At 68.5% G+C, this 14693-nt stretch carries 12 protein-coding genes; 5 read left to right on the forward strand and 7 right to left on the reverse strand.

The features are described 5' to 3' along the window. Nucleotides 1–52: 52 nt before the first annotated feature. Both EXE63_RS23380 and EXE63_RS23385 read left to right on the forward strand, forming a co-directional pair. The gene (locus EXE63_RS23380; RefSeq protein WP_168143900.1) at nt 53–1222 is read left to right on the forward strand and encodes a metallophosphoesterase family protein; all 1170 of its coding nucleotides are present in this window, start codon (nt 53–55) and stop codon (nt 1220–1222) included. Continuing rightward, the gene (locus tag EXE63_RS23385; protein ID WP_168143901.1) at nt 1219–3831 is read left to right on the forward strand and encodes an AAA family ATPase; all 2613 of its coding nucleotides are present in this window, start codon (nt 1219–1221) and stop codon (nt 3829–3831) included. Before EXE63_RS23380 ends, EXE63_RS23385 begins: the two co-directional genes overlap by 4 nt. Here the strand turns inward: EXE63_RS23385 and EXE63_RS23390 are convergent. Together EXE63_RS23390 and EXE63_RS23395 are read right to left on the reverse strand one after the other, a co-directional pair. Continuing rightward, nucleotides 3828–5240, reverse strand: a complete 1413-nt coding sequence (locus EXE63_RS23390; protein WP_234904245.1) for an LLM class flavin-dependent oxidoreductase — start codon at nt 5238–5240, stop codon at nt 3828–3830. The genes EXE63_RS23385 and EXE63_RS23390 overlap by 4 nt on opposite strands. Nucleotides 5241–5313: 73 nt before the next feature. Next, nucleotides 5314–6525: an acyl-CoA dehydrogenase family protein gene (locus EXE63_RS23395; protein ID WP_436277759.1), complete on the reverse strand. Its 1212-nt coding sequence runs from the start codon at nt 6523–6525 to the stop codon at nt 5314–5316. 100 nt (nt 6526–6625) lie between these two features. Between EXE63_RS23395 and EXE63_RS23400 the strand changes: the two genes are divergently transcribed. After that, a complete protein-coding gene (locus EXE63_RS23400) occupies nt 6626–7891 on the forward strand; it encodes an alpha/beta fold hydrolase (protein WP_168143903.1) in 1266 nt (421 codons plus the stop codon). Here EXE63_RS23400 and EXE63_RS23405 read toward each other — a convergent pair. Genes EXE63_RS23405 through EXE63_RS23420 form a run of 4 tightly spaced genes read right to left on the reverse strand, consistent with a single transcriptional unit; the run spans nt 7878 to nt 13247 of the window. After that, entirely contained in the window at nt 7878–9545 is a 1668-nt protein-coding gene (locus EXE63_RS23405; protein ID WP_168143904.1) for an oligopeptide ABC transporter substrate-binding protein OppA, read from the reverse strand. The two genes, EXE63_RS23400 and EXE63_RS23405, sit on opposite strands and share 14 nt — an antisense overlap. 11 nt (nt 9546–9556) lie before the next feature. Next, nucleotides 9557–11392: an oligopeptide ABC transporter ATP-binding protein OppD gene (locus tag EXE63_RS23410; protein ID WP_168143905.1), complete on the reverse strand. Its 1836-nt coding sequence runs from the start codon at nt 11390–11392 to the stop codon at nt 9557–9559. Further along, nucleotides 11389–12273, reverse strand: a complete 885-nt coding sequence (locus tag EXE63_RS23415; RefSeq protein WP_168143906.1) for an oligopeptide ABC transporter permease OppC — start codon at nt 12271–12273, stop codon at nt 11389–11391. The genes EXE63_RS23410 and EXE63_RS23415 overlap by 4 nt, the downstream gene beginning before the upstream one ends. After that, nucleotides 12270–13247, reverse strand: coding sequence for an oligopeptide ABC transporter permease OppB (locus EXE63_RS23420; RefSeq protein WP_168143907.1), 978 nt, complete (start codon nt 13245–13247; stop codon nt 12270–12272). The genes EXE63_RS23415 and EXE63_RS23420 overlap by 4 nt, the downstream gene beginning before the upstream one ends. A 170-nt stretch (nt 13248–13417) precedes the next feature. Here EXE63_RS23420 and EXE63_RS23425 point away from each other — a divergent pair, with 170 nt between their 5' ends. After that, nucleotides 13418–13651 carry a hypothetical protein gene (locus EXE63_RS23425; RefSeq protein WP_168143908.1) on the forward strand — a complete coding sequence of 78 codons (234 nt, stop codon included), beginning with the start codon at nt 13418–13420 and terminating at the stop codon, nt 13649–13651. A 3-nt stretch (nt 13652–13654) separates the two neighbouring features. Here the strand turns inward: EXE63_RS23425 and EXE63_RS23430 are convergent, their stop codons facing one another. After that, complete coding sequence (locus EXE63_RS23430; protein ID WP_168143909.1) at nt 13655–13825, reverse strand: hypothetical protein; 171 nt, start codon at nt 13823–13825, stop codon at nt 13655–13657. Nucleotides 13826–13988: 163 nt separating this feature from the next. Here EXE63_RS23430 and EXE63_RS23435 point away from each other — a divergent pair, with 163 nt between their 5' ends. Beyond that, nucleotides 13989–14693, forward strand: coding sequence for a response regulator transcription factor (locus tag EXE63_RS23435; protein ID WP_168145732.1), 705 nt, complete (start codon nt 13989–13991; stop codon nt 14691–14693).

Genomic DNA, 14693 nt, shown 5'->3' on the forward strand with positions numbered 1-14693 from the left:
AACCGACGACGCCCCACGAACCACGATCGCCGACCCGGAAAGGAGCACTGAGATGCGCTTTCTCCATACCGCCGACTGGCAGCTCGGCATGACCCGGCACTTCCTCAGCGCCGGTGGCGGCGAGGCACAGTCGCGCTACGCGGCCGCCCGTCGCGACGCCGTCTCAGGCCTGGGTGCGCTGGCCGCCGAGGTGGACGCCGAGTTCGTCGTCGTCGCCGGTGACGTGTTCGAGGACAACCAGCTTGCCCCCCGCGAGGTGAGCCTGGCCCTGGAGGCCATGCGGGCCATCGGTGTTCCGGTGTATCTGTTGCCGGGCAACCATGATCAACTCGACGCAGGGTCGGTGTACACCAGCACGCTGTTTCTCGACGAGTGCCCCGGCAATGTCACCGTGCTGGACCGCGACGGCGCGTTCGAGGTGCGGCCCGGGCTGGAAATCATCGCCGCGCCATGGCGTTCCAAGTCGCCGACCACCGACCTGGCGGCCGCGGTGACCGCCGGCCTGCCGGTCGACGGCACCGTGCGCATCCTGGTCGCGCACGGCGGGGTGGACGTCCTGGACCCGGATCCGGCCAAACCGTCGCTGATCCGGCTGGCCGGGCTGGAGGCCACCATCGGGCGCGGTGCCGTGCACTATGTGGCGCTGGGGGACAAGCACTCCCGCACCCAGGTCGGCGCCACCGGCCGGGTCTGGTACTCCGGTTCCCCGGAGGTCACCAACTATGACGACATCGAGACCGATCCGGGCCACGTGCTGGTCGTCGACATCGACGAGACCGATCCGGTGCACCCCGTGCAGGTGTCCGCACGCCGCGTCGGGCGCTGGCGTTTCCTCACCTTGCGTCACGACGTGAACGACGATCGCGATATCGCCGGGCTCGACGTGAATCTGGATCAGCTGCCCGACAAGGACCGCACCGTGGTGCAACTGGTGCTCACCGGATCGCTGACCGTCACCGACAAGGCCAAGCTGGACGCCTGCCTGGACCGCTACGCGCGGGTGTTCGCCGCACTGCGGTTGTGGGAGCGGCACTCCGACATCGTGGTGCTGCCCGCCGACGGCGAGTTCGACGATCTGTCGATCGGTGGATTCGCCGCCGGCGCGGTGCAGGAACTGGTCGCCGCCGCGCGTGCCGACGGCACCGAAGCCGAGGACGCCCGGTCGGCGCTCGCGCTGCTGCTGCGCCTGTCCGGCGGCCACCTGGAGGGGAACGTCGCATGAAGCTGCACCGGTTGGTACTCACCAACTATCGCGGGGTCGCCCATCGCGAGATCGAATTTCCCGACCGCGGGGTCGTGGTGATCAGCGGCGCCAACGAGATCGGCAAATCGTCGATGATCGAGGCGCTGGACCTGCTGCTGACCATCAAGGATCGCTCCACCAAGAAAGAGGTCAAGGCCGTCAAGCCCACTCACGCCGACGTGGGTGCCGAGGTCATCGCCGAAATCTCCACGGGTCCCTACCGCTTCGTGTACCGCAAGCGTTTTCACAAGCGTGCCGAGACGGAGCTGACCATCCTGGCGCCCACGCGTGCGCAACTCACCGGCGACGAAGCGCACGACCGGGTGCTGGCGATCCTGTCCGAGACGGTGGACACCGCGCTGTGGGAGGCGCAGCGGGTGCTGCAGGCCTCGGCCACCGCGCCGGTGGATCTGTCCGGTTGCGACGCGCTGTCGCGGGCGCTGGACGTGGCCGCGGGTTCCTCGGGGGCAGACGCGGGCGATGCCGATCCGCTGCTGGTGGACCGGATCGAGGTCGAGTACCTGACCTACTTCACCCCGACCGGACGCCCGACCGGGGCCTGGGCCGCGGCCGGCCAGCGGCTGCGCGCCGCCGACGAGGAGGTGGCGCGCGCGGCCGCCGCGGTCGCCGAGGTCGAACAGGCCGTGCTGCGGCACGGCACCCTGACCACCCAGCTCGCCGTGTCCGCCGCGCAGGTGGAGTCGGCTCAGGCTCGCGCGACCGCGGTGCAGCAGGCTGCCGCGGAGGTGGCGCGGCTGACCCGCGAACGCGACACCGCGCGGGTGGTCGCCGATGCCGCGACCGCGACCCTTGCCGCGTCGCTCGCGGCGGTCAACGAGCGCCGACGGCTGCGCGCGGCGATCGACGAAAGGTCGAAGTCCGCAGCGGATCTGATTGCCGTCGCCGCCGAATCTGCCCGCACCCACGCCGCAGCCCAGCAGGCGAAGGAGGCGGCCGAGACCGCCGCCGAGCAGGCATGTGCCGCCGCGGATGTCGCCGCCACCGCGGTGGATGACGCGCGCGGCGACCTCGCCGCGCTCGTCGCCCGCGACGAGGCGGCACGGCTCACCGTGCAGTTGGGCAAGCTCGACGGTGCCGCAAGCGAACTCGCCGCGGTCGACCGCGAGCTGGTCGGCATCACCATGACCGACGCGCTGATGGCGGAGATCGACACCGCCGGACGGGCCGTGCAGCGAGCGGCCGATCAGGCCGAACTCGCCTCGGCCCATATCGAACTCGTGGCGCTGGCCGACGTGCGCCTGCTGGTCGGCGACGAGGCCGTCGATCTCGCTGCCGGACAGGACTGGTCGGCCAGTGTCGGTACGCCGACCGCTATCGAGGTGCCCGGTGTGTTGCGGGCCCGGGTGGTGCCGGGCGCCGATGCACTCGACACCCACGCCACCCTGGTCGCCGCCGAAGAGGTGCTCGCCGAGGCGCTGCGCCGTGCCGGGGTCGACAGCATCGACGAGGCCCGCGACACGGACGCCCGCCGGCGGGAACTGCGCTCCGCGCGGAGCCGGTTGCAGGCCACCATCGCCGCGCTCACCGGCGATGAGACCCCCGAACAGCTGCGCGCCCGGCACGCAGAGTTGACGGCCGGACAGCCCGACGTCACCGGCAACACCGAGACCGCGCGCGTCGCGCTTACGGCGGCCCGCGCGGCGCACCGGGCGGCAACGCAGCACGCCGACGCGCAGCGCGCGCTCGCCGCGGCCGCGGTCACGGCATGCCATGAGGCCGCCGTCCGCGCCGGTGTGCTGCGGGAGAAGCTCGGCAGCGCGCAGTCCGAGCTCCAGGCGGCCAACGCGCGGCTGGTCTCCGAACGACTCGCCGCGACCGATGATCAGCTCAGCCTGGCGGCCGAGGCGGCCGCCGAGCAGGCGGCCCGGGTCGGTGCCGAGGTCACCCGACTGGACACCGAACTGGCCGCAACCCGGCCCGAGACGGTCGCCGCCGAACTCGACGCCGCGACCCGCTCGCTGCAGGCGCTGTTGCGTGAGCGCGACACCGCCGCCACCGCGATCACCGAACTCAGCGCGACGCTCAAACTGTATGGGACACAGGGACGTAAGGGCACCCTCGATGCCGCCCACGCCGAGCGCGAGCATGCCCACGGTGAGCACCTGCGCATCGAGCGGCGCGCCCGGGCTGCGCAGACACTACGCACGGTGATGCTGCGGCACCGCGAATCCGCGCGTCAGCGCTATGTCGAGCCGTTCCGCGGGGAGATCGAACGGTTGGGCCGCATCGTGTTCGGTGCCGACTTCGAGGTCGACATCGACACCGACCTGACCATCCGCAGCCGCACACTGGGCGGCCGGACCGTCGGCTACGAGTCGCTGTCGGGCGGCGCGAAGGAGCAGATCGGCATCGTGGCGCGGCTGGCGTGCGCCTCGCTGGTGGCCAAGGAGGACACCGTGCCCGTCGTCATCGACGATGCGTTGGGCTTCACCGACCCGGACCGGCTCACCCGGATGTCCGCCGTGTTCGATTCGGTCGGCGGGGACGGCCAGGTCATCGTGCTGACCTGCAGCCCGGACCGGTATGCGGGCATCGGGGATGCGCGGCTGATCGAGTTGACCGCCTAAGCCACGGCCTCGACACGATCGGTCCCGGTGCTGTTTCCCGTCGCTGCGCTCGCCCCGGTGCTGTTTCCCGTCGCTTCGCTCGCCCCGGTGCTCAGCGCGCTCAGCCCGAGGTGATCCCGCAGCGTGTCGCCGGTGTACTCGGTGCGGAACAGCCCACGCCGCTGCAGCTCTGGGACCACATAGTCGACGAAATCGTTGAAGGTGCCCGGGCTTTGGGCCGCCGACACCATGAAACCGTCGGCCTCGCCCGAGGTGAACGACTCCTCGATCTGGTCGGCCACCTGCGCCGCGGTTCCGACGTACTGGGGTAGCAGCACACCCTGGGCGTACCACTTCCCGATATCGCGCAGGGTCAGGTTGTCCCGGTTCGCGACACGGCGCGCGGTGTCGAACAAGCCCTGGGTGCCGGTCACCTGAACCTCCTGCACCGGTGCGTCCAGGTCGTACTGCGAGAAGTCGTGGTTGGTGTGCACGCTCAGCGTGATCAACCCGGAGATGGGATCGGCCAACTCGTTGTGGAAGGCCTGCTTCTCCCTGGCGATGGATTCGGTTTCGCCGATGAACGGGATGAACGCCGGAAAGATCAGCACCCCGTCCGGATTTCGGCCGAAATTGCTTGCCCGCGACTTGATGTCGTCGTAGTAGGCCCGGCGGCCCTCCGGCGTCGGGTCGATCTCGAAGATCGCCTCGGCCCAGCGGGCGGCGAAATCCCGTCCGGTGTTCGAGGACCCGGCCTGGATGAGGACCGGACGGCCCTGCGGTGAGCGCGGCACGTTCAGCGGGCCGCGGGTGCGGAAGAACGTGCCCTCGTGGTCGACCCGGCGGATCTTGTCCGGATCGGCGAACACCCCGGTGGCCTTGTCCGCCACCAGCGCATCGGCATCCCACGAGGACCACAGTTCCAGCGCGGTGCGCACGAACTCGTCGGCCCGTTCGTAGCGGAACTCGTGGTCCAGATGATCGTTCTGGCCGAAGTTCTGCGCCTCGCTGGCTGTCAACGAGGTGACGATGTTCCAGGCGACCCGGCCCCGGGTGATGTGGTCCAGGCTGGCAAAGATGCGGGCCAGCTCGTAGGGGTGAAAGTAGCTGGCGGACTTGGTGATCGCCACACCCAACTTCGAGGTGACCGCGCCGATGCTGGCGGCCACGATCGACGGGTCCAGCGTCGCGGTGGCCTGGGTGCCGCGGCGCAATGGCTCGGTGATGTCGGCGCCGTACTGGGCCGGGGCGGCCAGCAGGTCGGCGAAGAACACGAAATCGAACTTGCCGCGTTCCAGGATGCGGCCGATGCGGTGGTAGTACTCCGGCCTGGTGAAGTCGGTATCGCTGCCGGGATGCCGCCAGGCCGCGTGGCTGTGGGTGACCTGGGAGGCGATCTGGAAGCCGCCGAGGTGCAGTTGCTTGGTCATGAATGGTTACCTTTCTCGGCGATTTGTGGAGCCGCCGTCGTACTCATTCCGACGGCGGCTCCACAAATCGCGATCAGAAGTAGGCGTTGGCCGGGATGGGCGTGCCGTGCAGCAGGTTCTGCCCGATGACCCGGGCCTTGAGCCCCACCGGGTTGTGCAGCGTGATGGTGCGGATATTGCGCCAGTGCCGGTCCAGGTTGCGCTGCCGACTGGCCGCGCTTGCTCCGCCCAGCTCCAACAGGCGGGTGGCCGCGATCGGCGCGATATCGTCCAAGTGCACCTTGACCTTGGCCACCTTCAGCTGCGCCTCGGCGGCCAGGTCTGCGTCCGGCACACCGTCGGTCTCCGAATCGGTGGCGGCGCCGATGGCCGCTGCGGCATCGAGCACCGCCGTGCGGGCGATGTAGGCCACCGACGCCAGCTCGCCGAGTTGACGCTGCAGCAGCGGGTCATCGGTCGGGCGCTCGGCCAGCGCGTGGCTGAAGCTTCGTTCCCGGGAGCGCAGCAGATCGACGCCGTCATCGACGACATCGGCCAGCACGCCGGCCACCACGGCGTGGATATAGAGCTGCAGCGATGCGTACTGGACCGTCGGGGCCGGCTCGGCGTCATACGGGCTGTCGCTGAGCACCTCGTCCTCGGCAACCGTGACCCCGGTGAAGGTGGTGGTCCCGGTGCCGGTGCGGCGTTGCCCGAAGCCGTCCCAGTCGTCGACGATCTGCACGCCGGGCCGGTCTGCGGGCACCACCACGATCGCCACGGAGTCGTGGTCGGTGGTCGCGGTGGCGGTCAGGTAGTCGGCGAACACCGTGCCGGTGCTGTAGAACTTCTCGCCGTCCAGCCGGAAGCCACCGGTCGGGGCGGGCAGTAGACGGGTGTTGAAGACCAGGCTGCCGACGGCCTGTGAACCCTTCTCGCTGAACGCGTTGCCGAAGGTCTTGCCCTGCGCCACCAGGTCCAGCCACCGGCGCGACCGCGTGCGCAGTCGCTCCTCGACGAACCAGAAATGGGCGCGGAAAATGTGCGCGACGATCGGATCGGCATGTGCGACGTCGATCACCGCGGAAAACAGCTGCGGCACGGAGAGTCCCGCACCACCGAGTTCGACAGGAATCCTCAGCGTGCCGAAGCCCGCCCGCTTGAGTGCCGCCACCTGATCAAAAGGGTTCTCGTCGTTGAGGTCTCGGTCTCTGGATCCGGAGCCGATGTTGCTCAGTAGGTCCTTCCACTCGGGAGTCCCTGGCAGGATGCGTTGGTTGTGCGCAACGGTTGTCATGCCGACCATTTCTAGTGGCGGGACCCGCCGGGCCGCACTGCTTGCGATCACCGCGATCCTGAGAGGTCACGCTGTGTATGTTCCGGTCGAACGGGGCACAATGGCGGTGATGACCATGTCCGCCAGGCGCCGCAGGGCCCATGACAAGCTGGCCGCACTGCCCGGCGTGCGCCCGGTACGCCGGCCGGTGACCCGCGCCGGGGACGTGGCGTTTGACCTGTACTACGTGCGTGTCGGCCGCAAGACGGGCCATCCGGTGGTCGTCATCCCCGGCGGCCCGGGGCTGGCCTCGGTGGCGCCGTACCGGGCGTTCCGGCGGCACGCGGCCGCAGCGGGCTTCGACGTGATCATGATCGAGCACCGCGGTGTCGGTCTGTCCCGCCACGACGATGCCGGCGCGGACCTGCCTCCGGAGGCGATCACCGTCAAGCAGGTGGTCGACGATGTGGCGGCGGTGCTCGACGATGCGGGTGTCGAGACCGCGCACATCTACGGCAGTTCGTATGGCTCGTATATCGCAGCGGGTGTCGGCGTGCGTCATCCGGGTCGCGTCGCCGGGATGGTGCTGGATTCCCCGGTGCTCTCGGCAGGAGATATCGACGAGATGCGGACCGCGATCCGCGGCTTGCTCTGGGAGGGCACCGACACTTCCGGCGATGACGCGAACCCCGATCTCGCGCTCAAGGTCCGCACGCTGGCCGACGAGGGGATGAGGCTGGACGGATCAGCGCAGGTCGCCAGCCTGGTCTACGAATACGGGGGTGTGAGTCTGCTCGACCGCCAGCTCGACCTGCTGTTACACGGTCGGACGCTGCTGTGGGCGGGGCTGAGCCGGTTGTTGCGGATCACTCAGCGCAAGACGCCGTACCGGCACGAGGACGATCTGGTGGGGCGAATCGCTTTCCGCGAGCTGAACTTTGCCGGCGAACCCGACGGGCTACCGCTGGACCCGTCGGTGGTGATGCGGGAAATTCACGATCCGGCTCAGGAATTCGAACGTGAGCCGTTCGACCTGGTGACCGCGATGCCTGAATTCGATTGGCCCACCGCGGTGTTGTCGGGTGGACGGGATCTCACCACGCCGCCGGCGGTGGCCCGCCAGGTGGCCGATCTCATCCCGGACGCCACCCTGGTGACACTGCCCACCGCCGGTCACAGCGTGCTGGACACCCGGGAGCGGGCGGCGCTGGAGGTCATCGGTGCACTGCGGATCGGGGCGATCGGCACGCTCGCCGACCGCGGAGTGGAACTAGACAACCTGCCCGTCAACCCGCTTGTGCGCGCCGCGATCGCGGTGATCTCGGCCGCCGCCGCACTGGAATCGAGGCTGCCGGCGGCGGTGCCGCGGATCGTCTCGCGGATCAGGGTTTCATGAACCCGATCGTCGAGTAGTTGATGTCCCCGATGCCGGTGGGTCCGTAGTTCGCCAGGGTGCTGCGGATCGCGACGTTACCGGGGGCCTGGAACAGCGGCAGGCTGTGGCCCTCCGCCCAGATAAGCTTGTCGAGTTCGTTGGCCAGGCCGCGCGCCTTGTCCTGGTCCAGCTCGGAGAGTGTCTCTTCGATCTTGGCGTCGATCTCGGCGCTGCCGATCTGGCCGTAGTTGCTCTCGCCCTGCGATGCGTAGATCTGGGTCAGGCTGGCCAGCGGGAATGCGTCACCGCCCCAACCGAACTGGGCGATGTCGAAGTTCCCGATGGTGACGTAGTCGGGGAACAGCGCCCCCCCGGCGGCCGGCACCAACTCCAGGTTGATGCCGATCTGAGCCAGCTGGTTCTGCGCGATCTGGGCGACCGCGCGGGTGCTCGCACCGTCATAGAAGACATTGCGGATCTTGAGTTGCCTGCCGTCCTTCTCCCGGAACTGGCCGTTCTGCGTCCAGCCGAGCGCATCGAGTTCACTCTTGGCCGCCTCGGGGTCGAAGGCGACGCTGTTGTCCTGGTAGCCCTCCTGGCCGGCCAGATAGATGTGGTTGTTCAGGGCCGCCGGATTGTCGGCGAGGCCGCGCTGGGTGACCGCCGCGATGGCCTGGCGGTCGAGTCCCTTCGCGACCGCGGTGCGCAGCCCGGGATCGGACAGGATGGCGCCCTCGCTGCCGTTGATGGTGAAGTGGTACCAGTTGGGCGCCGGCGCCCGCCGGATCGTGATGCCCGCGGTGCGCTTGGCATTCTCCAGATCGTCCAACGATGCCAGCCCGACCGAGTCCAGGGCGTTGTTCTGTAGCGCCGGGATCACCGCGGCATCGTCGAGCACGGTGTAGGTGATGGAATCCAGCAGCGGCGGCATTCCCCACCATTTCGGGTTGCGGGTCAGGATGATTCGCTGAGCGCCCCGGTCGACGGTGCTGATGATGAAGGGTCCCGCCGACACCGACGGCCCGTTGAGGAAGCCCGTGTTGAACGTCTCCGGGTCCGACGTGATCGCCTTGGGTGCGAGCATGGCGTTGCCGGCGAACATGCCGCGCCAGTCCGCGAAGTGCCGCTCGAAGGTGATGACCGCCTGCCGGTCGTCGACACCCTTGGTCACCGACGCCACCCGCTCGCTGCCATTGGGCGAGGCGAACAGGAATCGCTTGTCCTTGCCGCTGGTGGCGTTGATCTGGGCGGCCATGTCCTCCCAGGTGATCGGTGAGCCGTCGGACCATACCGCCTTGGGGTTGATCGTGTAGGTGACGATCTGCGGTTCGGTGCTGGTGAGTTCGACGCTGGTGAAGTAGTCGCTGTTGACCGTCATCTCGCCGTTGGGCTTGATGACGAACGCGCGCGGCAGCGTCGCCCGCAGCATCCTGCCGTAGTCGGCAAGGTTGCCGTCGATGTGCAGGTAGTTGAAGTTCGGCGGGAAGCCGGTCAGCGCGAGCCGCAGATTTCCGCCCTGCTGCAGTGTGGTCGGGTCCTGCGGGTTGATATCGGCGGTCGCGCCGATCTCGGCATTGCCTCCCGCCGATGGCACCGAGGTGTCCGGGCTCGAACAACCGGTCAGGGCCATCACCATCACCGACGCGGCGGCGAGCAGACGTGAAATCGCACTCATGCGCATCGACTCTAACCGTGATCGGGCTGGTGGCGGGGGACCGCCGACAGCAGACGGCGGGTGTAGTCGTGTTGCGGTGCGTCGAACACAGCCTCGCTGTCGCCCTGTTCGACGATGCTGCCCTTGTGCATGACGGCCACCCGGTGCGCCAGGTGCCGCACCACCGACAGGTCGTGGGAGACGAACAGGTAGGCCAGCCCGAAACGCTCCTGCAGGTCCAGCAGCAGGTTGATGATGCCGGCCTGGATCGACACGTCCAGGGCCGACACCGGCTCGTCCAGCGCCAGGATCTTGGGCTGCAGCGCCAGTGCCCGTGCGATGCCGATGCGTTGTTTCTGCCCGCCGGAGAACTCCGCGGGGTAGCGGCCGGCGTCCTCGCGGCGCAACCCGACCAGGCTCAGCAGCTCGGCTACCCGTTCCTCGGTCGCTGCGCGATCGAAACCATTGGCGCGCAGCGGTTCTGCGAGCACATCCAAGACCGGTAGCCGAGGGTCCAGGGACGCGACAGGATCCTGGAACACCACCTGCAGATCGCCGCGCAACCGCCGCCGGCCGCGGCTGTCCAGTGTCGCCACATCGGTGCCGAGGACCTCGATGCTGCCGGACTGCGGGGCGGTGAGTTCGAGAATCTGATGCAGCGTCGTCGATTTGCCGGACCCGGATTCGCCCACGATGCCCAGGGTGCGGCCCTGGTGCAGGTCGAAGCTGACACCATCGACCGCGCGCACCTCGCCCACGCGGCGACGGAACACCACGCCCTTGGTCAGCGCGTAGGTCTTGGCCAGTTCGCGCACCCGCAGCACGATCTCGCCGGTGCCTGCGGCCGAATCCGCCGGCGGCGTGCGTGGCACCCCGTAGATATCGGCCGCGCTGCGCCCGCCGACCTGGTCGCTGTGGATGCAGGCGACCTGGTGGGTGGGGCCGATCGTGACGAGTTCCGGTTCGGCGGTGCGGCACTCGTCGGTCGCCAGCGGGCAGCGCGGGGTGAACGGGCAGCCCGGTGGCAGAGCCGCCAGCGACGGTGGCGCCCCCGGGATGGGCACCAAACGCTCGCCGCGGGGTGCGTCCAGGCGCGGCGCCGAGCCGAGCAACCCTGCGGTGTACGGCATCCGGCGGTTTCGGTACAGCTCGGCCACCGGTGCGGTCTCGACAGCACGGCCGGCGTACATCACCAGTGCGCGGTCGGCGAACTCGGCGACGACCCCGAGATCGTGGGTGATGATCAGCACGCCGGCGCCGGTGACATCGCGTGCCGTGCGCAGCACGTCGAGAATCTGGGCCTGCACGGTCACGTCGAGCGCCGTGGTCGGCTCATCACAGATCAGCAGGTCCGGGTCGTTGGCGATGGCGATGGCGATGACCACGCGTTGCCGCTCGCCGCCGGACAATTCGTGCGGGAACGCCCGGGCGCGTTGTTCGGGCTGGGCGATGCCGACCAGTTCGAGCAACTCGATCGCGCGGGTCCGGGCCTGCCGGGCGCCGATATCGCGCCGGTGGATCCGGATGGCCTCGGCGATCTGATCGCCGACGGTATAGACCGGGGTCAGAGCCGACATGGGATCCTGGAAGACGGTGCCGATCCGGGCGCCGCGGATGCGCGACATCTGCGCGTCCGGCAGCCCGATGAGCTCATCCCCGTGCAGCTTCACCGAACCGGATACCTCGGCGAATTCGGGCAGCAGCCCGATGACAGCCATTGCACCGGCTGATTTTCCCGCCCCGGATTCCCCCACCAGCGCGACGACCTCGCCGGAGTCCACGTGATAGTTCAGGCCGCGCACGGCGGCGACGGTTTCGGTGTCGGTGGGAAACTCGACCCGCAGGTCGCGCACGTCCAGCAGCGTCATGAGCGCCGCCGCCTCGGCCGTGCCGCCGGGTCGATCGCGTCACGCAGGCCGTCGCCGATCAGGTTGGCGCACAGCACGATCAGTACCAACACCCCGGCCGGGAACAGGAATACCCAGGGGAACGTCGTCACGGATCTGGTGCCGTCGGCGATCAGGGTGCCCAGCGAGACGTCGGGCGGTTGCACACCGAACCCGAGGAAGCTCAGCCCGGTCTCGGCCAGGATCGCGATGCCGACGTTCAGCGCGGTGTCGATGATCAGGATGGATGCCACGTTCGGCAGGATGTGGCGGACGATGATCCGCCAGTTGGACACGCCCATGTACCTTGCTGCGGAGACGAATTCGCGTTCCCGCAGGCTCATCGTCATGCCGCGTACGATGCGGGAACTGATCATCCAGCTGAACACCGAGAGCAGCAGGATCAGCCACAGGACGCTCCCGGATTCGCGGGTACGTGGCGTCACGATCGCGATCAGCAGGAAGCTCGGGACAACCAGCAGCAGATCGACGATCCACATCAGGGCGCGGTCGCGCCAACCGCCGAAGTACCCGGCCACCGCGCCGACGGTCGCGGCGATCACCGTGGAGATGAACGCCACGGCAACGCCGATCAGCAGCGACTTCTGCATCCCGCGCAGGGTCTGGGCCAGCAGGTCCTGGCCGATCGAATTGGTGCCGAACCAGTGCGTCGTCGACGGCGGCTGCTGCAGCGCGTAGTAGTCCAGATCGGTGTGGGAGTAGGGCAGCAGTGGCGGCAAGACCCAGCAGCTGACGAACAGCAGGCTCAGCAGGGCGAGCGAAATCACCGCGGGCCGGTTGCGCAGGAACCGGCGCAGCACCAGAGTGCGCCGGGACACGAATTGGTACTCGGTGTCTGTCATCCCACGCGCACCCTGGGGTCGAGGGCCGCATAGATGACATCCGACAGCAGACCGGCGAGCAGGATCGTCACCCCGGTGAAGACGGTGATGGCGACGACGATATTGGTGTCCTGGGTGGTGATGCCCTGAATCACCCACTCGCCCATGCCGTGCCAGCCGAAGATCTTCTCGACGAACACCGCGCCGGTGAACAGTCCGCCGACGCTGTAGGCGAACAGCGTGGCCATCGGGATCAGCGCGGTGCGCAGGCCGTGTTTGAACAGCGCCTGCCTGCGGGTGAGCCCCTTGGCGCGCGCCGTGCGGATGAAGTCCTGCCCCAGCACATCCAGCATGGCGTTGCGCTGGTAGCGGCTGAACCCGGCGATGGAGGCCAGCGCGAGGGTGAAGGTCGGCAGCACCAGATGCTGTACCCGGTCCACGAACTGGTTCCACCACCCGCCCATCGCGTCGGGCGATGTCTCCCCGGTGTATTCGAACAATTGCACCCCGAGTATCGAATTCACCTTCAGCGCGCCGAGGATCAGCAGGTTGGCCACCACGAACGTCGGAGCGCTGAGGATGAGCAGCGAGGCCACCGTGATCGCGCGGTCGGAGAAGCGGTACTGCCGGATGGCGCCCCACGCGCCGACGACGACGCCGATGAGCGTGCCGATGACCGACCCGATCAGCACGAGCCGCAGGCTCACCCCGATGCGCCGCCACAGTTCGTCGGTCACCGGCTGCCCCGTCACGGTGGTGCCGAAATCGCCGTGGACGGCACCGCTCACCCAGTCGAGGTAGCGCACCGGAATCGGCTTGTCGAGATTGAGCTCGGCGGCCTTGGCGTCGATGACGACCTGGGGCGGGCGCGGGTTGCGTTCCAGCAGGCTGTCCAGTGGGGAGAATGTCAGCGATGTCAGCGTGAAGGTGAGGATCGAGGCCAGCGCCAGCAGCACGACGTAGTTGAGCAGCCGGCGCGCCAGGAACCGGGTCATGCGGTGGCTCCGCTGCTGGGCTGCATGCGGACAGGGTAGGAGATGGACGCATCGCTGGTGCGTGAGGCGCGGCCAAGGGTGCATTTCGGGCGCGGGCTTTCCCAGGTGAACCGGAGGTGAAATCCGGGGTCCGGGGTTTCACGCCCGGGGTCGGGGGTAACCCAGCACCCATGACATCGAACAAACTGAAACTGCTGTTTGCAGGCGCGGGCGTCGGTGCAGTACTGGCCATGACCGGCCTCACCGCCGTCCAGACCACCACGTTCAGCGCTGATCCGGCGTTGCCCGAGCCCACGGTTCCCGGCGTTGTCACCGAGGTGACCGAGGCGCCCACCGAGGGGCCCACGCTGGAAGCCGAGACCCCGACCTACACCACGACCACCTCGTTGTTCCCGGCTCCCTGATCGCTATCTGACCAGTGACCTCGGCGGCGGGCCGGGCGGCCCGAAGCCGCCCGGCCCGCCGTTCTGGTCAGCGCGGTCGGTGGCGGCGTAGATCGCCCCACCACCGATCACTCCGATCACCACGGCCACCAGCACCGCCAGTACGCGCTGGCGTGCGTTCCACTCACCTGCCATACGGCCACCCTGCAGAACGCAGCTGGGTACCGGCTGTGCGCGCGCAATCGGAAGGTGATGAGCGGACATCTCACAGCCTGCGCATAGGAATGGCACAGGGTACGCCCACCGGGGTGCCAATAATGGAGGTATGACGTCCCACGAGGCAGCGGCACGTGCGGTGATGCACCGCGCCGACGGCCGGCCGATCCAGGTTCTCGTCGTCGACGACGAACCGGTGCTGGCCGAGCTGGTGTCGATGGCCTTGCGCTACGAGGGATGGGATATCGCGACCGCCGGTGACGGCGCCGGGGCCATCGAACTCGCCCGTGACAACCCGCCGGATGTGGTGGTGCTCGACGTGATGTTGCCGGACATGAGCGGGCTCGACGTGCTGCGCCGGCTGCGGGAGATGCAGCCCGGTCTGCCGTTGCTGCTGCTCACCGCCAAGGATTCGCTCGAAGACCGGATCGCCGGGCTGACCGCCGGTGGCGACGACTACGTCACCAAACCGTTCAGCATCGAGGAGGTCGTGCTGCGGCTGCGGGCCCTGCTGCGCCGCACCGGGGTGGCCAACGACGCGAGCGACGCCCAGATCGTCGTCGGAGACCTGGTGCTCGACGAGGACAGCCACGAGGTGACCCGGGCAGGGGAACCCATTTCGCTGACCGCAACGGAATTCGAGCTGCTGCGGTTCATGATGCGCAACGCCAAGCGGGTGCTGAGCAAAGCCCAGATCCTGGACCGGGTGTGGAGTTACGACTTCGGTGGCCGGTCCAACATCGTCGAACTGTACGTGTCCTACCTGCGCAAGAAGATCGACAGCGGGCGCGAACCGATGATCCACACCCTGCGCGGCGCCGGTTACGTCCTGCGCCCGCCGCGCTGA

This window comes from Mycolicibacterium frederiksbergense (assembly GCF_012223425.1).
Taxonomy (GTDB): Bacteria; Actinomycetota; Actinomycetes; order Mycobacteriales; family Mycobacteriaceae; genus Mycobacterium; species Mycobacterium frederiksbergense.

Bases quoted from the DNA above. Each gene is read 5' to 3' on its own strand.
- EXE63_RS23380 (WP_168143900.1), top strand. From the start codon at position 53: ATGCGCTTTCTCCATACCGCCGACTGGCAGCTCGGCATGACCCGGCAC.
- EXE63_RS23420 (WP_168143907.1), bottom strand. From the start codon at position 13,247: ATGACCCGGTTCCTGGCGCGCCGGCTGCTCAACTACGTCGTGCTGCTG.
- EXE63_RS23400 (WP_168143903.1), top strand. From the start codon at position 6,626: ATGACCATGTCCGCCAGGCGCCGCAGGGCCCATGACAAGCTGGCCGCA.
- EXE63_RS23435 (WP_168145732.1), top strand. From the start codon at position 13,989: ATGCACCGCGCCGACGGCCGGCCGATCCAGGTTCTCGTCGTCGACGAC.
- EXE63_RS23390 (WP_234904245.1), bottom strand. From the start codon at position 5,240: ATGACCAAGCAACTGCACCTCGGCGGCTTCCAGATCGCCTCCCAGGTC.
- EXE63_RS23410 (WP_168143905.1), bottom strand. From the start codon at position 11,392: ATGACGCTGCTGGACGTGCGCGACCTGCGGGTCGAGTTTCCCACCGAC.
- EXE63_RS23415 (WP_168143906.1), bottom strand. From the start codon at position 12,273: ATGACAGACACCGAGTACCAATTCGTGTCCCGGCGCACTCTGGTGCTG.
- EXE63_RS23405 (WP_168143904.1), bottom strand. From the start codon at position 9,545: ATGAGTGCGATTTCACGTCTGCTCGCCGCCGCGTCGGTGATGGTGATG.
- EXE63_RS23385 (WP_168143901.1), top strand. From the start codon at position 1,219: ATGAAGCTGCACCGGTTGGTACTCACCAACTATCGCGGGGTCGCCCAT.
- EXE63_RS23425 (WP_168143908.1), top strand. From the start codon at position 13,418: ATGACATCGAACAAACTGAAACTGCTGTTTGCAGGCGCGGGCGTCGGT.
- EXE63_RS23430 (WP_168143909.1), bottom strand. From the start codon at position 13,825: ATGGCAGGTGAGTGGAACGCACGCCAGCGCGTACTGGCGGTGCTGGTG.
- EXE63_RS23395 (WP_436277759.1), bottom strand. From the start codon at position 6,525: ATGGTCGGCATGACAACCGTTGCGCACAACCAACGCATCCTGCCAGGG.